This is a genomic window from Micromonospora musae (genome assembly GCF_003626635.1).
In the GTDB taxonomy this organism is placed as follows: Bacteria; Actinomycetota; Actinomycetes; order Mycobacteriales; family Micromonosporaceae; genus Micromonospora; species Micromonospora musae.
Genome location: NZ_RAZT01000007.1, coordinates 217880 through 236934, shown reverse-complemented (window position 1 = coordinate 236934; position 19055 = coordinate 217880). Strand labels below are relative to the sequence as shown.

General features: G+C 72.7%; 16 protein-coding genes. 6 read left to right on the top strand and 10 right to left on the bottom strand.

All coding sequences use genetic code 11. The features are described 5' to 3' along the window. The first annotated feature begins 27 nt into the window (after positions 1 to 27). Complete coding sequence (locus D7044_RS15660; protein WP_120689374.1) at positions 28 to 858, top strand: 1,4-dihydroxy-6-naphthoate synthase; 831 nt, start codon at positions 28 to 30, stop codon at positions 856 to 858. Here the strand turns inward: D7044_RS15660 and D7044_RS15655 are convergent. Beyond that, positions 819 to 1205 (bottom strand): cold-shock protein, encoded by a 387-nt coding sequence (locus tag D7044_RS15655; protein ID WP_120689373.1) that lies wholly within the window; start codon positions 1203 to 1205, stop codon positions 819 to 821. The two genes, D7044_RS15660 and D7044_RS15655, sit on opposite strands and share 40 nt — an antisense overlap. Positions 1206 to 1232: 27 nt before the next feature. Next, the gene (locus tag D7044_RS15650; protein ID WP_120689372.1) at positions 1233 to 1856 is read right to left on the bottom strand and encodes an HAD family hydrolase; all 624 of its coding nucleotides are present in this window, start codon (positions 1854 to 1856) and stop codon (positions 1233 to 1235) included. 110 nt (positions 1857 to 1966) lie between these two features. Here D7044_RS15650 and D7044_RS15645 point away from each other — a divergent pair, with 110 nt between their 5' ends. After that, entirely contained in the window at positions 1967 to 4429 is a 2463-nt protein-coding gene (locus D7044_RS15645) for a helicase-associated domain-containing protein (protein ID WP_120689371.1), read from the top strand. A gap of 49 nt (positions 4430 to 4478) precedes the next feature. Here the strand turns inward: D7044_RS15645 and D7044_RS15640 are convergent, their stop codons facing one another. Continuing rightward, entirely contained in the window at positions 4479 to 4706 is a 228-nt protein-coding gene (locus tag D7044_RS15640; RefSeq protein ID WP_120673968.1) for a hypothetical protein, read from the bottom strand. Between the two features lie 102 nt (positions 4707 to 4808). After that, the gene (locus D7044_RS15635) at positions 4809 to 5675 is read right to left on the bottom strand and encodes a L,D-transpeptidase family protein (RefSeq protein WP_120689370.1); all 867 of its coding nucleotides are present in this window, start codon (positions 5673 to 5675) and stop codon (positions 4809 to 4811) included. A gap of 168 nt (positions 5676 to 5843) precedes the next feature. On the opposite strand from D7044_RS15635, the gene D7044_RS15630 reads away from it, so the two are divergent. Continuing rightward, entirely contained in the window at positions 5844 to 7523 is a 1680-nt protein-coding gene (locus D7044_RS15630) for a DNA repair helicase XPB (protein ID WP_120673969.1), read from the top strand. Between the two features lie 48 nt (positions 7524 to 7571). Here the strand turns inward: D7044_RS15630 and D7044_RS15625 are convergent, their stop codons facing one another. Together D7044_RS15625 and D7044_RS15620 are read right to left on the bottom strand one after the other, a co-directional pair. Next, complete coding sequence (locus tag D7044_RS15625; RefSeq protein ID WP_120689369.1) at positions 7572 to 10478, bottom strand: RHS repeat domain-containing protein; 2907 nt, start codon at positions 10476 to 10478, stop codon at positions 7572 to 7574. A 148-nt stretch (positions 10479 to 10626) separates the two neighbouring features. Then, positions 10627 to 11586 carry a zinc metalloprotease gene (locus tag D7044_RS15620; protein ID WP_120689368.1) on the bottom strand — a complete coding sequence of 320 codons (960 nt, stop codon included), beginning with the start codon at positions 11584 to 11586 and terminating at the stop codon, positions 10627 to 10629. A 366-nt stretch (positions 11587 to 11952) separates the two neighbouring features. On the opposite strand from D7044_RS15620, the gene D7044_RS15615 reads away from it, so the two are divergent. Both D7044_RS15615 and D7044_RS32410 read left to right on the top strand, forming a co-directional pair. Further along, positions 11953 to 13803, top strand: coding sequence for an amidase (locus D7044_RS15615; RefSeq protein WP_120689367.1), 1851 nt, complete (start codon positions 11953 to 11955; stop codon positions 13801 to 13803). Further along, positions 13800 to 13973, top strand: coding sequence for a hypothetical protein (locus D7044_RS32410; RefSeq protein WP_158609262.1), 174 nt, complete (start codon positions 13800 to 13802; stop codon positions 13971 to 13973). The genes D7044_RS15615 and D7044_RS32410 overlap by 4 nt, the downstream gene beginning before the upstream one ends. Before the next feature lie 386 nt (positions 13974 to 14359). Here the strand turns inward: D7044_RS32410 and D7044_RS15605 are convergent, their stop codons facing one another. The 4 genes from D7044_RS15605 to D7044_RS15590 form a co-directional block, all read right to left on the bottom strand. Next, entirely contained in the window at positions 14360 to 15205 is an 846-nt protein-coding gene (locus D7044_RS15605; protein ID WP_120689365.1) for a patatin-like phospholipase family protein, read from the bottom strand. Positions 15206 to 15362: 157 nt separating this feature from the next. After that, entirely contained in the window at positions 15363 to 16118 is a 756-nt protein-coding gene (locus tag D7044_RS15600; protein ID WP_120689364.1) for a TIGR03089 family protein, read from the bottom strand. A 154-nt stretch (positions 16119 to 16272) separates the two neighbouring features. Further along, positions 16273 to 17151 carry a hypothetical protein gene (locus D7044_RS15595; RefSeq protein WP_120689363.1) on the bottom strand — a complete coding sequence of 293 codons (879 nt, stop codon included), beginning with the start codon at positions 17149 to 17151 and terminating at the stop codon, positions 16273 to 16275. 6 nt (positions 17152 to 17157) lie between these two features. Continuing rightward, positions 17158 to 17655, bottom strand: coding sequence for a SigE family RNA polymerase sigma factor (locus D7044_RS15590; protein WP_120673638.1), 498 nt, complete (start codon positions 17653 to 17655; stop codon positions 17158 to 17160). Between the two features lie 220 nt (positions 17656 to 17875). On the opposite strand from D7044_RS15590, the gene D7044_RS15585 reads away from it, so the two are divergent. Further along, positions 17876 to 19027: a hypothetical protein gene (locus tag D7044_RS15585; RefSeq protein WP_120673639.1), complete on the top strand. Its 1152-nt coding sequence runs from the start codon at positions 17876 to 17878 to the stop codon at positions 19025 to 19027. The last annotated feature ends 28 nt before the right edge of the window (positions 19028 to 19055 follow it).

The window sequence follows — 19055 nt, the reverse complement described above, 5'->3', positions numbered from 1 at the left end:
GTCACGGCACGGGGCTACGGTGGGGTCGTGGCGCTCTCGTTGGCATTCTCGCCCTGCCCCAACGACACCTTCATCTTCCACGCCCTGGTGCACGGCCAGGTCGCCGGCGCTCCGCCGGTCGAGGTGACCTTCGCCGACGTGGACGTCACCAACACCGCTGCCGAGCGCGGCGAGTTCGACCTGGTGAAGGTGAGCTACGCGGCGCTGCCGTGGCTGCTGGACAAGTACCATCTGCTGCCCTGCGGCGGTGCGCTCGGCCGCGGCTGCGGCCCCCTGGTGCTCACCCGCGGCGACCGCAACGACCTGTCGGGCGCGACCGTGGCGGTGCCCGGCGACCGCACCACCGCGTACCTGCTGTTCCGGCTCTGGGCGGCCGATCGCCCACCGGCGCGCATCGAGGTGGTTCCGTTCCACGAGATCATGCCCGGCGTGGCCGCCGGCCGGTACGACGCCGGCCTGGTCATCCACGAGGCGCGGTTCACCTACCACCGGCACGGCCTGACCTCGCTGGTCGACCTCGGCGAGTGGTGGGAGGCCGACACCGGCCTCCCCATTCCACTCGGCGCGATCCTGGCCCGGCGCGGCGCGGTCGACCCGGAGGCCGCCGCCGGCTGGATCCGGGAGTCCGTGCGGATGGCCTGGGCCGACCCGGCCGCCAGCCGCGACTACGTGCTCTCGCACGCCCAGGAGATGGAGCTCGACGTGGTGGACCGGCACATCGGTCTCTACGTCAACGAGTTCTCCGCCGACCTGGGCGAGGCGGGATTCGCCGCGGTGGACGCGCTGCTCGGCCGGGCCGCCGCCGCCGGGCTGGTCCCTCAGACCTCCAGCTCGTTCGCCACCGCGTGGACCAGCTGAGCGATCTTCTGCGCGGTCTTCCGGTCCGGGAACCGGCCCCGGCGCAGATCCGGCTGGACCTTCGCCTCCAGCACCTTGATCATGTCCTCGACGAGCCCGTGCAGCTCCTCCGCCGGCCGGCGGCGCAGCTCGGAAATCGACGGCGGGGCGTCCAGCAGCTTGACCCCCATGGCCTGCGCGCCGCGCCGGCTGTCGACCACGCTGAAGTCGACCCGCTGACCACCCTTGAGGTCGGTGACACCCGCCGGTAGCGCGCCCTTCGGCAGGAACACGTCGCCACCCTCGTCACTGGTGACGAAACCGTATCCCTTGGCCGCGTCGTACCACTTCACTCGACCCGTAGGCACCTGAGATCCCCTGCTTCGTTGAGACGTCTACTGCTCCAAGGCTAGCTGGATCATGCGGTCCAGCGCCGCTGGGAATCCGCTGAGATCGTCGAGCACCTCTTCCGCTCCGGCCGTCCGCAGCTCCTCGGCCGAGCACGGGCCGGTCACCACGGCGATCCCCGGGATCCCGGCCGTCTCGGCGGCGACCATGTCGGCCACGTGGTCACCGACGTAGTGGGTCGCGCCGTACTCGCGCAGGGCGGTCGCCTTCCCCTCGGCGAAGAGATCACCGGCCACCTCGTCCACCTCCAGTCCGAGGTGATCAAGGTGCAGCCGGGCAAGCCGGCCGAGCTTGGAGGTGACCACGAGCACCCGTCCGCCCCGCGCCCGGACCGCGTCGATCGCCTCCCGGGCGCCGGGCAGCGGAACGGTCGGGGTGATCGCGTACGCCGGGTAGAGCTCACGGAAGATCGACACCGCCGACTCGACCTGCTCCGGCGGGAACCACCGCGCGATCTCGGTACGCAGCGGCGGCCCGAGCCGGGACACCGCCGCGTCCGCGTCGACCGGCACGCCGGTGCGCGCCGTGAGCGCCCGGTACGCGGCGGCGATGCCGGGACGCGAGTCGACGAGGGTCATGTCGAGATCGAACCCGACAGTCAGTGCAGGCATGCGGAGAACGTACCGGCCGGGCCCTCCGCGCCCCGGAGGCCGGTGCCCGGCAGGCCAGCCTGACGTCCGAGGGGCGGGACGGGCCCGCGCCGGGCTAGCGTGGAACGACGATGACCACCTCACTCGCCGACCACCTGCGGTCGCTCCCCGACGAGTCGCTGGCCGCCCTCCTCCAGCTGCGGCCGGACCTCGTCGTGCCCGTACCCGCCGACATCTCCGCGCTCGCCACCCGCGCGCAGTCCCGGGTGTCGGTGGCCCGCGCCCTGGACGGGCTGGACCAGTTCACCCTGCAGATCCTCGACGCCGCCCGGCTCACCCGGGACCCGGCCGACGGCACCACCGCCACCGAGGCGGTGCTCGCCATGGCGACGAGCGGGCCCCGGCCGCCCGCGCCGACCACCGTCCGGGGCGCGGTCGACCGGCTGCGCGCGCTCTTCCTGCTGTACGGCCCGGAGCACGCGCTGAGCGTGGTGGAGAGCGTCGACGAGGTGTCGCCGTACCCGGCAGGGCTGGGTCGGCCGGCGGCGGAGCTGGACGGGCGCGCGGCCGCGCTCTGCGCCGACCCGGCGAAGCTGCGTCGGACGCTGCTGGCCGCACCGCCCTCGGCCCGGGCGATCCTGGACCGGCTGGCGGCCGGACCGCCGGTGGGCAGTGTGCCGCCGGGCGCGTTGCAGGCGCCGCCGATCGGCGAGGAGGACCAGCTGCCGCCCGACCCGGTCAACGGCGGTGTGCCGACCGGGTCACCCGTGCGCTGGCTGGTGGAGCACCGGCTGCTCGTACCGGTCTCGGCCGGAACGGTGGAGCTGCCCCGCGAGGTGGGGCTGCTGCTGCGCCGGGACAGCGGGCCGCTCGGGCCGCTGCGGACCAGCCCTCCGCCGGTCTCCGCCGCGCCCCGCGAGCCGAAGGCCGTCGACTCCGCCGGGGCCGGGCAGACCATGGAGGTGGTACGCCACACGGAAGGTCTGCTGGAGCAGCTCGCCGCCGAACCGGCCGCGGTGCTCCGCTCCGGCGGCATCGGCGTGCGTGACCTGCGTCGGCTGGCCCGCACCGGCGGGTTGGACGAGCCGACGACGGCGCTGCTGATCGAGGTGGCGTACGCGGCCGGGCTCCTCGGCGAGCTGGAGCTTCCCGGCGTCACCACCAACCGGTACGGTGCCGACCAGCAGGTGTTGCCGGCCGCCGGTTACGAGGTATGGCGGGCGGCCTCGCTGGCCCAGCGCTGGGAGCAGCTGGCCCGCGCCTGGCTGACGATGACCCGGCAGGTGGGGCTGGTCGGCCAGCGCGACGACCGGGACCGGCCGATCACGGCGCTCTCGGCCGAGGCGGAGCGGGCCAGCGCCCCGCTCTCCCGACGAGCGGTGCTCGGGGTGCTGGCCGATCTGGAGCCGGCCACCGCACCCACCGTCGACGAGGTGCTGGCGCTGCTGGACTGGCGCTCGCCGCGGCGCAGCCGGGGGCGGGAGGCCGCGCACCGGGAGGTGCTGGCCGAGGCCGCCCAGCTCGGTGTGACCGGGCTGGGGGCGCTCACCTCGTACGGGCGGCTGCTGCTGGCCGACGTCACCCGCACCGACGACGGCGCGGCCGACCCGCTCGGGCTGCACCTGGAGGCCGACAGCGACGAACCGTCGACGGCGGCGCGGGCGCTGGACGCCCTGCTGCCCGCCCCGGTGGACCACTTCCTCATGCAGGCCGACCTGACCCTCGTGGTGCCGGGCCCGCCCGAGCCGGCGCTCGCGGCCGAGCTGGACGCGGTGGCCGAGCTGGAGTCCGCGGGCGGTGCCAGCGTGCACCGGGTGACCACGGCGAGCGTGCGTCGGGCGTTGGACGCGGGGTACAGCGCCGACGACCTGCATGCGCTCTTCCGGCGGCGGTCCCGTACGCCGGTGCCGCAGTCGCTCACGTACCTGGTGGACGACGTGGCGCGCCGGCACGGTGGGCTGCGGGCCGGGTCCGCCGGCGCGTACCTGCGCAGTGACGACGAGGCGCTGCTCAGCGAGGTCTGCGCCGACCGGCGGTTGGAGTCGCTGGCGCTGCGCCGACTGGCGCCGACCGTGCTGGTCAGCCCGTACCAGGTCGGGCGGCTGCTGGGCGCGCTGCGCGACGCCGGGTACGCCCCGGTGCCCGAGGACGCCACCGGCGCGGCGGTGCTGTCCCGCCCGAAGACCCGGCGGGCGGCCGCCCGGGTGTCGGTGGGCACCCGGACGCTGGACCCGCTGGCCGCGCCGCGGGTGCCGATGCCGCGACTGCTCGGGGTGGTGGAGCAGATCCGGCGCGGCGACGCGGCGGCACGCGCGGCGCGGCGGGCCCCGGCGGCGGTACGCGGCGGCGGGCGGGGTGCCACCGGTCCGGCGCCCGTCCAGGGCCACAGCGACGCGCTCGCCGTGCTCCAGCAGGCGGTACGGGACAAGGCGCTGGTCTGGGTCGGTTACGTGGACGCGCACGGGGCGACCGCGTCCCGGCTGGTCAAGCCGGTCTCCATCGGCGCCGGTTACCTGCGGGCGGAGGACGAGCGGACCGAGATGCTGCACACCTTCGCGCTGCACCGGATCACCGCGGCGGTGCGCGCCGACTGACCGCCGAAGAGCGGAGCGGGCCCGGCCGCCGGCGATCCGGCCGGCCGGGTCAGCGGCGGCTGCGGCGTACGGTGCCGACGATCGAGACGATCAGCAGCAGTGCGAACCCGGTGCCGGCGGCCTCGCCGATCGAGTTGACGAAGCCCTGCCGGAGCACCAGCCAGCCGTAGAGGAACCAGCCGAAGAGGACCACCGCGGCGAGCACGTAGGCGACCACTGTCGCGGTGGACACCTCTTCCTCGTCCCGTTGCCGGGCCACCTCATGATCGAGCGCCATCTGCGCCTCCCCGTCCGGTACGACGCCGGACGTCCAGAGTGGCACCGTTGTGGCGGGAGTGACAGGGTGAAACACCCCGACTCCCGCCCGCTGATCAGCGGCTCAGGTGCCGGGGCGGCGGCCGACGAGCACCACCCGGCTGCCGACCTTCCCGAGTTCCCAGTACCGGACCGCGTCGGCGTGCAGCAGGTTGACGCAGCCGTGCGAGCCGATCGACTTGTCGTGCAGGTAGGTGGTGGTCTCGTGGAAGCCCATCCCCTGGGTGAAGTGCTGCCAGTAGGGCAGCCAGACCTCGTACGGGTCGGACCACTCCTTGACGTTACGGAAGTTGATCTTGTAGGTGCCGGCCGGCGTCCGATAGCCGGACATCCCGGTACGGGTCACCGTGGGCGCCACGACCACCTCGCCGCCGCGCATCACCCAGGTGGTCTGCCGGGTCAGGTCGATGCAGAAGGTCAGCCCCGACCCGGCCTCGCAGCGGCTGGTGTCGGTGGTGGCGAGCCGCTTCGCCACGTCGTACGTTGTGGGCCCGGCGCGGCCCTGGACCGGGCGGATGTCGTACCTCTTCTGGAACTTCTTGATGGCGGCGCAGTCGGCGGCGGACTGCCGGCCGTCGACGGTCACCCGGCCGAAGCCGCCCAGCTGGGCCAGGTACGCCTCCACGGCCCGCTGGTGCTCGCCCTGAGGGCAGCCGGACGGCGCGGCGGTGGAAGGCTTCGGCTTCGGAGCCGGCTTCGTCGGCGGGGCCATCCGGGTCGGCGTCGCCTTCGGCTTCGCCGGCGTCGTGGCAGGGGGCTGGTCCGGGCCGGGCGCCGCGCTCGCCCCCGATACCTGCTCCGCCGCGCCGACCGGAGCGGCGCCCCCGCCCCCACTCCCGCCGGCCTGCGGATCGAGCGCGCACGCACCGGCGCCGACCAGCGTGACCACCACGAGGGCGACCAGCCGGGAAGTTGTCCGAACACGCTTCATGGGGCCTCCCTGGGCAGCCGTCCCATTCTTAGACGTTCACGAGTGCCGGGTCGGTTGCACCCCGTGCGCAACTTCCTGTCCGGCTCCGGCCGCGTGCAACACTGGATGGTCGGCCTGCGGTGGGTACTCCACCTCGTCGGGCAGCCCATCGGACGGAAGGACGCTGGCGTGAGCGGTGGACCCCTGATCGTGCAGTCGGACAAGACCCTGCTGCTGGAGATCGACCACCCCGACGCGCAGGCGTGCCGGATGGCCATCGCCCCCTTCGCCGAGCTGGAGCGCTCCCCCGAGCACGTGCACACCTACCGCTTGACCCCGCTCGGCCTCTGGAACGCCCGGGCCGCCGGGCACGACGCCGAGAGCGTGGTCGACTCGCTGATCAAGTTCTCCCGCTACCCGGTGCCGCACGCGCTGCTCGTCGACGTGGCCGAGACGATGGACCGGTACGGCCGGCTCCAGCTCGCCAACGACCCGGTGCACGGCCTCGTGCTGCGGGCGCTGGACCGGGTGGTGCTGGTCGAGGTCGCCAAGAGCAAGAAGCTCGCCGGCATGCTCGGCGCCAGGATCGACGACGACACGATCGCGGTGCACCCCTCCGAGCGGGGCCGGCTCAAGCAGGCGCTGCTGAAGCTCGGCTGGCCCGCCGAGGACCTCGCCGGGTACGTCGACGGCGAGGCGCACCCGATCGAGCTGGCCGAGGCCGGCAAGGAAGGCCGGAAGCCGTGGACGCTGCGGTCGTACCAGCGGGAGGCGGTCGAGACGTTCTGGGCGGGCGGCTCGGGTGTCGTGGTGCTCCCCTGCGGCGCCGGCAAGACGCTGGTCGGCGCGGCCGCGATGGCCGAGGCGAAGGCCACCACGCTGATCCTGGTCACCAACACGGTCGCCGGGCGGCAGTGGAAGCGTGAGCTGATCGCCCGCACCTCGCTGACCGAGGAGGAGATCGGCGAGTACTCGGGCGAGCGCAAGGAGATCCGCCCGGTCACCATCGCCACGTACCAGGTGCTCACCTCACGGCGCGGCGGCGCCTTCACCCACCTGGACCTCTTCGGCGCCCGTGACTGGGGCCTGGTCATCTACGACGAGGTGCACCTGCTGCCCGCGCCGATCTTCCGGTTCACCGCGGACCTCCAGGCCCGCCGCCGGCTGGGCCTCACCGCGACCCTGGTCCGCGAGGACGGCCGCGAGGGCGACGTGTTCAGCCTCATCGGCCCGAAGCGGTACGACGCGCCGTGGAAGGACATCGAGTCGCAGGGCTGGATCGCCCCGGCCGAGTGCACCGAGGTACGCGTGACGCTTACCGACGCGGAGCGGATGTCGTACGCCACGGCGGAGGCCGAGGAGCGCTACCGGATGGCGGCGACCGCCCGCACCAAGCTCCCCGTGGTCAAGGCGCTGGTGGACCGGCACCCCGACGACCAGGTGCTGGTGATCGGCGGCTACATCGACCAGCTGCACCAGCTCGGCGAATACCTGGACGCGCCGATCATCCAGGGTTCGACCACCAACAAGGAGCGGGAACGCCTCTTCGACGAGTTCCGCTCCGGTTCGCTGCGCACCTTGGTGATCTCGAAGGTGGGCAACTTCTCCATCGACCTGCCCGAGGCGGCCGTGGCCATCCAGGTGAGCGGCACGTTCGGATCGCGGCAGGAGGAGGCGCAGCGCCTCGGCCGGGTGCTCCGCCCCAAGGCCGACGGCCGGCAGGCGCACTTCTACACGGTGGTCTCCCGGGACACCATCGACACCGAGTACGCCGCCCACCGGCAGCGCTTCCTCGCCGAGCAGGGGTACGCGTACACCATCGTGGACGCCGACGACGTCCTCGGCCCCTCGCTGCCGGCAGTCGACTGAGCGAGCACGGTGGGCCGCCCGCACGGGCGGCCCACCGTCACCATCGGGTCAGGAGAAGTTGACCAGGAAGTAGTAGCTCGTCATGTCGGTCCACGCCCCGTCGGCGGTGCGCCCGCGCACCCGCATGGTGTGCGAGCTGAACGAGGTCGGCGTGTAGGTCACGGTGGCGACTCCGGCGGCGTTCGCCGCCACCGTCAGCGGCTGCCCGTCGTCGACCGTGTACTCGAACTCCACCACACCCGGGCTGCCCTGGGTGAAGGTGAACTCACCCGGTACGCCCACTCCGCCGGCCCACTCGTCGGCCGGATAGGTGCTCGACGCGACCTTCGGTGCCGTGCCGACCAGGAACGGGTAGTCGGTCTGCGGCGTGTAGTCGCCCGACGCGGTCCGGCCCCGCACCGAGAAGACGTTCGCGCCGTTGCGGTCCATGGTCACCGAGATGTCCGTGACGAGCGCGTCGGGCTCCTTCGGAACGCTCTGCCAGGCCCCGCCGTTGAGCTGGTACTCGAAGGTGGTCACCTCGCTGATCTCGGTGTAGACCCCGAACCTGCCGACCGAACCGATCCCGCCGCGCGGGCTGTACTCGTCGTACGCGCTGCTCACGTTCACCCGGGGATCGCGGACCCGGAAGTAGTACCGGCGCTCCGGGCTGACCGTGCCGTCGGCCGTCCGGCTGGTGACCGTCAGCAGCGTGTAACCGGAGTGCGTCGGCGTGATCTCGACTGTGGCCCGGCCGTCCGCGCCGGCGGCCACCACCTGCTCCTCGCCGGTGTACTCCAGCACGTAGCGGTACTCGGTCACGCCGGAGCGGCCCGGGTTGAAGGTGAACCGGCCCGGCTGGCCGGGCTGGCCGGCGTCGCCGTTCTCGGGGTAGTCGCTGGACGCCACCACCGGCGCGTCGCTGACCTCGAAGGTGTAGGTGCGCGACGGCGAGAAGGACCCGTCCAGGAAACGCGTACGCACGGTCAGTGTGTTGCTGCCGGAGCGGTCCGGCGCGAGCGTCACCCGAGCCGAGCCGTACTCCGCGTTGGCGATCTGCTCGGGCCCGTCGTTGAGCCGGTAGAGGAAGACGTCCACATCCGGCATCGCGGTGCCGAAGTCGAACTCGCCGGGGATGCCCACGCCTCCCCAGGCGCCGTATTCGTAGTAGGTGCTGGAGTAGACGCCCGGCTTGATGTCGATGACGTTGAATTCGTACTGTGCGGCCTCGGAGACGGTGCCGTCGGCGCTGATGCTGCGCACGTTCAGCACGTACCAGTTGGGCTCGGTCGGAGTCCATCGCAGCACCGCGGTGCCGTCCGCCGCCGCGTCGAGGCGCTGCAGATCGCCGCCACCGAGCGTGTACTCGTACGCCACCACGCCGGTCCGGCCGGGCCGGAACGTGAAGGTGCCGGGGCGGTCCACCACCCCGTCGTGCTCGGGGAAGGCGAAGTCGTCCGACGCCACGGTCGGGGTGTCCCGGACCGACACGGTCTCGGTGTACCCGCCGACGAGCTCGCTCCCGGCGTAGCTGCGTACCTCGATCTTGACGTTGCCCGTCCGGTCGAAGACGACGGGGATCTCGGCCGTGCCGTCGGCGCCGGCCGGCACCCGGGTCTCACCGCCGTCGCCGATGCGGTACCCGAACTCGGTGACCCCCTCGACGTTCGTGGAGACGGCCAGCTTGCTGGGCAGACCGACGCCGCCCATCGTCACCCGCACCTGCGGCGCGGTCGACTTCACCCGGAACTCGTAACGGACAGTCTCCGAGGAGTTCGACGCGCTGTCCACGCTGCGTACACTCAGCGACTCGAAGAACGAGGTGGGGGTGTATTCGAGCGTCACGTCGGCACCGGGTGCGGGCGCGGGGATGTAGTTGTACGTCTCGCCGAAGCGCCCCCAGTAGTAGCCGACCACGTCCGGCGACCCGTTGGCCTTGAACGTGAACGTGCCCGGCACTCCCGACCCGCCGTGCGGCTGGCCGTCGTCCGGGTACTTCGCCGAGACGACCACCGGAGTGGCCGGCCGCTGCGCGTCCACCTTGACGTAGCACGGCTTCGCCCAGGCCGAGAAGTCGTGCCCGTCGTAGGCCCGGGCGGTCCAGGCCACCACGGTGCCGTCGGGGTACTGCGACATGTCCCAGTCGATCTTCGACAGCGCGCCGCCGTAACTCGACCCGAACTGCTCGGCACGCTGGTTCTCGTCGCCGACCGGCCACGCGGCGAACTGCCCGCTGTAGTCGTAGTCGTAGGGGTCCGCGTCCGCGCCCCTGACCATCAGGCTGTAGTAGCGCGGTCCCACGGGCTGCGGCTTCGCCGACGTCCCGCAGGCCCACGACGGGAACTCCAGCCCGATCTGCCCCACCGTCGGCGCGTGGTTCGACTCGCTGTGGATCACCGGGAACGGGCGGAGCTTACGGCCGTGGGAGAGCTTGGCCTCGAAGCCGTGCGGCAGCCGGATCTCGACGGTCAGCGTCTGCTTGCCCTGATCCGCGAGCTTCTGCAGCGCGGGCATGATGTCCCAGACCAGATAGCCGGGGCAGGCCGCCTCGCCGCCGGCCTGGACCGTGCCGAGCAGTTCGCGGCGGCGCGGCGACGAGTTCCAGCTCGTGGTCGCCGTGATCGGGTCGGTGCGCCACAGCTCGACCGGCTGGGCGGTCGCGCAGTCCGCCGCCGACCGCTCCTCGATGACCAGGTCGGCCTTGTGGATGACGGTCCCGCGGAAGCGTGCGACGTCGAAGGTGAAGTAGGACCGGGACTTGTGCCGAGCGCCTGCCGCGTCCGTCCACGCGCCGATCGGCGCGTCCCCGGACGGGTTGACGAACGACTTCTTCGGCAGGTGCGAATCCGTGTAGGCCCAACCGGACTTGCCGGTGTCGCGCTGTTCGTAGGCCTGCGCCGGGCTGGTGTTGACGCTGATCAGGCCGGCACCGAGCACTGTGCCCAGTGACGCGGCAAGCAGTCTTCGTGCGCGCACGACGATACCCCTCCCCCGTGAACGACGGCGTACATCGCCATCGAGTTGCACGAGGGTATCGAAGCGGGACGACAACGGTGTACGCCAATTCGGGTGGCTTCGGGCGACCGTGCGGACCGCGTCGGCGCGGCCCGCCCGGTCCCCGCCGTCAGCCTCTGCCGCCGGCCCGGAACGCCACCCAGGCGTCGCTCATCCGGTCCGCCTGGCCCGGGGTGAACATGTTCATGCAGGAGTCCTGCGTGTAGTCCATGAAGTTGTGGATCGGGTCCAGGCCGGGTGCGGTGCAGGTGTCCGCGCCCACCGGGCAGTCGAACTGCGGTGCCGCCTCCCGCGGAGTGTCCGCCACGAAGTCACCGGAGGCCGAGCAGCCGTGCGCGAAGGTGTGCTCCAGCATCAGCCAGTGCCCGACCTCGTGCGTCAGCGTGTCACCCAGCGAGTACTTGCCGGCCGTGCCGCCCGGCATCGACTCGTCGAGCATCACCACGCCGTCGATGTAGTCGCGGCCGTTGTTGTAGCCCTTCGGGAAGTACGCCCAGCCGAGCAGCCCGCCGCCGATGTTCGCCGCGTACACGTTCAGGGTGCGGGAGTCGCCGGTGTACAGCGCCTGCTTCATGTTCCGCTCGTTCTTGCCCGGCACCACCGTGTACCAGGCGCTGTTCACCGTCCAGGTGGTGTCGACGAGGGAGAACCGGAACGGCGTGTCGGAGGCGTCCGCCGCCGTACGGCCCGCGAACGAGTCGTTGAGCACCGTCATCTGCGCCGCGATCAGGGTGTTCCACCGGGCCGTCTCCGCCGCGCTCAGCGGATGGTCGGAGATCATGTGGAAGATCGTGGGAATGGTGACGCTGCCGTTGGGCAGGCGCGGCGAATCCTTGATGACGCCGTACGCGTTCGCTTCGTTCTTGGCGTACAGCTCCGGCTCCTTGACGGTGGCGCCCTCGGCGACCCGCGCCACGCTCTGCTCGTCGGCGCCCGGCTCACACGCCTCGGCACCCGGGGCGACGGTCGCGGGTGCCGCCGCGACCGCGCCGTAGGTGCCACCGGACGCCAGCAACGTCGCGGCGGTGGCGGTGAGAACTGCCAGTCGGAAGATCGGTCTCCTGTGCATCGGTGCACCTTTCAGGGGATGGGAGCGGTGCGGAATCGACGCGGGGTTGCCACGACCAGGTCGGTGGCGTCGTCTGCCCGGTATGAGACCACGTCAGGAGCGTCGACAAAAGCCCTGCTCAGAGGGCTGATCCCGATGTAACGGCAGGGGGGCGAGGAGCGCTTTCGAAGAGGCGCCCGGACGCGCGGGAGCCCGCCCGTAGCGAAGGTCGGCACCGCAGACAACCCGGTGAAGGTCCGGTTTACCCGACGGAAAGCAGTTGGCAACATCAATGCGACAGCTCGTGCGTGACGATCCTCCCGGCGGCGCCATCCCGGCGTTTCGGGCGATCCCACGCGCCCGCCCTCCTGGCAGACGGGAGCCTTCATGGGCAACAGCACTCACGCCACCACGACACCCACCACAACGGAGAACACCCAGCCGGGTGTCCGGCGCCGGTACCTGCTCGGCGGTGGCGCCGCGGCAGCCGGTGCGACGGTGGCCGGCCTGGTCACCGCGCAACCGGTCACGGCCGCCCCCGACTCCACTCCGGACCTGCTCAGACAGCTGCCGTCGGTCGGCCAGATCCCGCGCCGGTCGCGGTTCGTGGACTACGAGCTCAGTGAGCTGATCGTGCTGCTACGCGCCCGGAAGCTGAGCTCGGTCGAGGTGACGCGGGCGTACCTCGACCGCATCGATCGGCTCAACGGCCCCTTCGAGGTCTACGGCGACAACGGCGGGTACAACGCGTTCGTCCGGATCGACCGGGACAGCGCCCTCGCCCAGGCCGCGGCGGCGGACCGGGTGCTCCGCCACGATCGGCGGCCACCGCTGCTCTGCGGCATCCCCTTCGGGATCAAGGACTCGATCGCGGTCAAGGGGCTGGAGGCGAAGAACGGCACCCACGCGTACGACGGGAACCTGTCCCGCCGCGACGCGACCATCGTGGCGCGGCTGCGCGCACAGGGAGCGGTGATCATCGGCCACACCATCGCCTCGGCCTTCTCCGGCAGCATCGCCGGCACATTCGCCGGCAACGCCTGGAACCCGCGCTTCATCCCCGGCGGGTCGAGCCAGGGGTCCGGAGTGGCCACCGTGGCTCGACTGGCCGCGGCCACGATCGGTGAGGAGACCGGAGGCTCCATCATCATGCCGGCGGCGGCGAACGGCGCGAGCGCCATCAAGCCCTCGCTCGGTCTCGTCTCCACCGCCGGGACGATGCCGCTCTCGCCCGGCTATGACGTGCTCGGGCCGATCGCCCGGTCGATCCGGGACGCCTCGCTCGTGCTCGCCGCCGTCCTCGGCCCGGACCCCGCGCCCGACCCGCTCACCCTCGCCGCCCCGCACCCCTTCCCCGCGCTCCCCCTGGCCGCGCGGCATGGCAGCCGCCCCCTGGCGGGTACGACCATCGGCATTCCGCAGACCGACTGGATGACCCGGGGCGGCACGGGCGTCCCACCCGCGGAGACGTACGACGGCGACTACCGGGCCGCCTTCGAGCGTTTCAAGGCCGAACTGGTCGCGCTGGGCGCCACGGTCAAGGAGTTCCCGGGCCTCGACGTCACGGTGTCGGCGAACGACCCGTACTTCCGCACCACCGAACGTCTCCCGCTGCCGGACGGCGACGCCGTGTCGCCCGCCACGGCGGTGCTCAACCCGAACCGCTACGAGATCCGCTACTGGCAGGCGATCCAGGCGTTCGCCGAGTCGCACCCCGAGAACGCCCCCGCGTTGGAGCGGCAGTTCGGCGACCTCGCCCGGGCCGCGGCCGCCGCCGGCGCGATCCCCACAGCCGTACGCGACGAGGGCGAACGCCGCCGCCGCACGCTGCAGGCCAACTACCAGCAGGCGCTCGACGAGGCCGGCGTCGACTTCATGCTCGTGCTGCCGATGGGCGCGCAGATCGGACCCCGGTTCGGCGGCACACAGCTGCGCAACTACCGCAGCTTCTACCAGCTCCCCAACGCGCTCACCTGGCCCATGGTGACCTTCCCGATCGGGTACGACAGCACGGAGGGACTGCCGATCAACGCCGCCTTCTGGGGCCCCCGCTTCTCCGAGCCGGCGCTGGTCCAGGCCGCCCTGGACTACCAGCACCGGCACCCGCAGCATCATCGGGCGGCACCGGCCGACCCCGTCTTCGCGCCGCCGCAGGCGCGGGGCATGGCCCCGGGCGATGAGACGGTGCCACCTGAGCTGTCGAACGACCCGCTCGTCGCGGAGGAGGCGTGGTCATGACCGAGCCCTTCCTGACCGTGGAGTGGCAGCCGCTGCTCAACGCGGGCCTCCCGCTGCGCGACCCGGACGACGAGCCCGAGCCGCCGCTGACCGTCGAGTGGGGGCCGAAGCTCGGCACGAGCTGGTACGCCTACGGCGAGCACCTCGCCGAGGAGACCGACGGGCGTTGACGAACCGCGACCGCCCGCCGGCGTCGCTCGGGTCCTCGGAGCCGAGTGAGAGCGGTGGGCGGTCGCCGGCGCCGGTCGGCCGCTGGACGCCGCCGGGCGCCGACGGAGGCCGCTTGACGCTTGAGGCCGCTTGAGGCCACTTGATCGACTCGACTTCCTTGAGGTCGGGTGTCCGGACCGGCCGGACACCCCGACTTACCGGTAAGTCGAGTCGATCAACCCGCCGGCCGGCCGGGAGCGGGCGGGGGCGGTCGGCGGGCCAGCGAGTCGGCCGGTTGGCGGGTCGCCGGTCGGCGGGTCGGCCGGTCAGCGGGTCGGCGGGCCAGCGGGTCGGCCGGTCGGCGGATCGGCGGGTCGGCCGGTCAGCGGGCCAGCGGGTCGGCCGGTCAGCCCCAGAGGGCGGCGACGGCCACGGCGTGGGCCTTGCCGACGGCCCGGCCCGCCTGAGCCGCCGGCCCCCGGGTCGCCGGAGAGAGCGCGTTGGTGCCGAACGCGTCGACGGAGGCCTGGTCGGCGCTGATCACGTGCAGCTTCGCCGGGGCGAGCGCCGCGATCTCGTCGTCGAGGTTGCCCCACGGCTGCGGGGTGCCCTCCAGGGTGGGCTGGATGATCAGCACCCGGTCGGCGCCGGCCGCGAGGTCGGCGTTGGTCATGGAGCGCACCCCGCCGTCGATGTAGCGGCGCTCGCCGATAGCCACGGGCGGCCAGATGCCGGGTACCGCGCAGCTGGCGGCCACGGCGTCGCGCAGGGACACCCCGGAGTCGCCGGTGAAGACGGTCACCTCGCCGCTATCGGCGTCGACAGCGGGCAGCCGTACGTCCCGACCCGGCCACGCCTTGACCGGGAGCCGGGCGTCGATCGCGGCGAGCCGGAGGGCCGGCTCCACGGTCTGCGCGGCGAGCGCGAGAGCGCCCAGCCGACGGCGGGCCTCCGCCGGGTCGGAGACGCCGGTCAGCACCGCGCCGTAGTCGGCGAAGAGCTTCTCCGTGTCGACGTCGACCTCGATCTCGGCGGTCTCCGGGCGCAGCTGGGCCGCGTACAGGTCGTCGAGCGGGGTGCCGTTGGTGATCTGCGCGGCGACCGCCGAGCCGGCCGAGGTGCCCACCACCAGGTCGGCGGCGATGACCCGGTCGGCGAGCGCCGGATCGGCGTCGGCGAGGCCACGCAGGACCCCGAGTTCCCAGGCGATGCCGGCCACCCCGCCACCGGCAAGTACCATTGCGCTTCCCATGAACGGAGCCTTCCACAGCGCCCGGGGGCTAGGAAGTCGGTTCCACTGTGACCCGACTCCACTTCCTTGAAGTCGGGGTGTCCAGACCAGCCGGACACCCCGACCACCTGCAAGTCGAGTCGATCAACCCGCCGGGTGGCCGGGAGCGGTCGGCGGATCAGAGCACCCGGGTGACCTGCTCGGCGGCGATCCGGTCGTCGAGCCGGGACCGGTCCAGGTTCGCGCAGACCACCACGGACGCGCCGACGGAGAGCGGGGCGAGCAGCCACTTCAGCGGCTGCTCGTGCTCAGCCGCGTCGACCAGCAGCCGGTCGCCGGCGCGCAGCCCCCACAGCTCGGCCATCTCCCGCGCCAGCCCGCCCCACTCGCCGTAGGTGGTGCCGTCCGGGGTGGCCGGGTCGGACGGGCGGATCTCGGTGTAGTTCGGCGCGGCGTCGGAGTGCCGCAGCACCTCGGTGGACCAGTCGAGCCAGCCCACCGGCACCTCCGCCAGCGGCTCCACCCCGGTGCCGACGAGATAGCGGTGCGTCCCGTCCGGCACGTCCTCCAGCCAGTCGTCGAGGCGCTCCGGCGTCACGAGCACCGCGTCGTACGGCCGGTCGCCACCCGGTTCGAGCACCGGCAGGCCGGCGAGGGCCCGTGGCCGGTACGACACGGCCAGCCCGACCGACCACGCGCCCAGCAGCACCGCTGCGGTACGCCAGTGCGGGGTCAGCAGCACCGCGACCCGGCTGCCGGGGGCGAGACCGCAGCCTTCGCGCAGCAGGCCCGCACTGCGCGCCGCCCACTCGCCGAGCTGCGGCGCCGTCAGGTCGATCCGCACGCCGGTCGAGTCGTCGAGGTAGGTGAGCAGCGGCCGGTCGGCGCTGCGGGCAGCCTCCGCCGGGGCGGTCGTGGGGGTGCTGGCGGTCATCGTGGCGCTCCTCCCTGCCGGTGCGCCCACCATAGCCACCGGCAGGCCAGCTGCGGGTCACCCCGGCCCCCCGCAACGGTGCGACGGTGCGCGGCCGCGGATGAGCGTGAGCTGCCCGCGACCGTCGGGTCGTGGGCAGCTCACGGAGGAGGAACTACTCCTTGATTTCGACGACGTCGGTGGGACGCTCCACCTGCACCTCGACGCCGTAGTCGAAGAGTTCGAGCGTCACCTCGACGGTTCCGGTGTCGAGGCGGCCCTTCGCCGTGGACTGCCAGGTGCTGCTGAGCGCCACAGTCGCGATCCGGCCGTCGGCGTCGATGGTGACGTCGCCGGACGAACTGCTCGATCCTGCGGCGGACTCCGTCGCGTACGCGAAGTGCAGCGTGCCGTCCGGGTTCTCGGTGACCGTCGCGTCCGCCCGCTGCAACGCCGCGAACAGGACCGCCGGGTCGGGCGACGCCGCACCGAGGATGTCGTTCCCGTCGCCGTAGAGAGAAAGCCGGTCGTACCTGCCCGGGTACTGGCCGTAGCGGCCGTACGTCTCGCCCGGACCCTTGTCGGCCGGCGGCGTGCCCTGCGGCCGTTCGCCGCCCTCGTACCGGATGCCGTCGATCAGCAGCTCGGTCATGACCGAGTCGTCCTGCGGGGCGCGCACGTACCCGGTGGCGGTCCTCGGGTCGAACGCGCCCTCGTAACTCAACCCGCCCCCCGACTGGGTGAGCCGCATCCGGTAACTGATGTTCTCGCTGGCGGTGGCCGCCGAGACCAGCCTCATCGCGGGCGAGGTCGGCCGCGCCGCCCCCTCGGCGGTGACGGCCGGACGGTCCGCCGCCGGTAGCGTCGCCACGGTCACCGCCGTGGCGGCGCCCAACGCCAGGAAGGCGCACGTCGCGCCGACCATCGCGGTGCTCCGGCGCCGCCGCGCCCGCCGGCCCCGGTCGAGCAGCGCCTCCACCGGGGGTACGGAGTCCTGTTCGCCGTCGACGATGTCGTGCAGCCGGTGGGCGAGCTGTTCATCGAGTGAGATCATGACTGATCACCTGCTTACCGCGTAGGAGGGTTCATCGAGTAGGTGGCGGAGCTTCTCCAGCGCCTTGGCGTTCTGGCTCTTGACCGTGCCGAGCGAGCAACCCAGCACCCGGGCCACCTCACGCTCGGTCAGGTCCTCGTAGTGGCGCAGCACCACGACCGCGCGCTGCTTCGCCGGGAGCGACATGAGCGCCCCGCGCAGGACGAGGGCGTCGGGGCCGATGTCGCCGCCAGTGGCGGGCCGGTCCGGGACGTCCGCCACGAGGTTCTCCCGGCGACGTCGCCGCCAGCTGGACGTGTGGTTGTTGACCAGGGCGCGGCGAAGATAGGCGTGCGGGTCATCGAGCCGGGACAGCCGCCGCCACCGCTCGTACACCTTGACCAGGCTCTCCTGGAGCAACTCCTCGGCCCGCCACCGATCGCCGGTCAGCAGCATGGCCAGCCGGATATGCCGCCGCCAAGCCACCTCGACGAAGGCCACGTACGACCGGTCCGCCGTGGACATCGCTTCTTCTTGGTCGGTCACGCCCCTATCACGTCGCGGTGCCACAGAAGGTTGCCTCCGATCGCCTCGGGCCGGTCGGCACCCGCCGTCGACACTCGCGACCGCCACCCGGCCCGCCTGTCGACTTTGGTCGGCCGCGTCTTCTGCCGATGGCCGTAGCGGCGGTCCAGGTGGTCCGGGCACGGTACGGATGACCCCGACACGCCGCCGAGGAGTGCCGATGCCCGCCGAGCGACACCCCGATCGTCTCCCCCTGCGCCGCCGGTTGGTGCCGGCCGTCGCGCTACTACTGCTCGCCCCCTGGGCCGCCGAGTGCTCCTGGGGCGGCTTCACCCTCACCGACACCCCGTTCGTGATCCTCGTCCTGGCGCCGATGTACGGCGGGGCGGCGCTGCTGATCCGGGAGACCGCCCGCCGGGTCGGGGCGGGCTGGCCGACGATTGCGCTGTTCGCCGCGGCGTTCGGCGTGATCCAGGCCGGGCTGGTCGACCAGTCGCTGTTCAACCCAGGCTTCCTCGACGACACGGAGTTCGCGGACACCCAGGCCACCGCCGAGGCCACGCTCGTACCGGGGCTCGACTTCAGCGCCCGGCAGGCGTTCGACTACATCGGCAACCACATCGCGCTGAGCATCTGCGCACCGATCGTCATCGTCGAGTCACTCCTGCGCGGAGATCGGCGGTCGCGCCCGTGGCTGGGCCGGCCGGGGCTCACCGTGGTCACACTGCTCTACCTCGCCGGCAGCCTCCTGATCTTCTCCGACGACGAGGGCCGCAAGGACTTCCTGGCCAGCCCGGCGCAGGTCGGGTTCGCCGTGACGGTCGCCGTCGCGTTGATCGGCGCGGGGCTGCTGATCCGCCGCCGCCGCGGCAGCCCGGCCCTCCCCGCGCCGCCGGTCGTCGCGACGGTCCCGGCCACCGCCGGCGCACCGGTCCCGGCACACGACTCCGGCGTCCCGGCGGCGCCCGCGCCGCACGACGACAGCCGTCCACCGGTCGCGGCGAAGGGTCGTCGCGCGCCCCGGCCGGTCTGGCCGGGGCTGGTGGTCCTCGTGGCGTACGCCGGCTCCAATCTCGCCCCCGGCTGGGCCGGGATCGCCGTCGGGCTGGTGCTCGCCGCCGCCGCCGCGACCCTGCTGGTGACCTGGTCCCGGCGCTCCGGTTGGGGGCAGCGACAGGTGCTCGCCGCCGGCACGGCCAGCATGCTCGTCGCCGCCGCGTACGCCTACGCCGTGCCGACCTACGCCCCGGCGACGCCGGCCGCTGCCCTCGTCGGTGACATCGCGATCAGCATCGTCACCCTCACCCTGATCGGCGGCGCGGCGTGGCGGCTGCGCATGACTTCGTCGACTGTTCACGCAGCCGCAAGCTGATGCTCCCCGAAGGGTGCCAGCCTCCGAC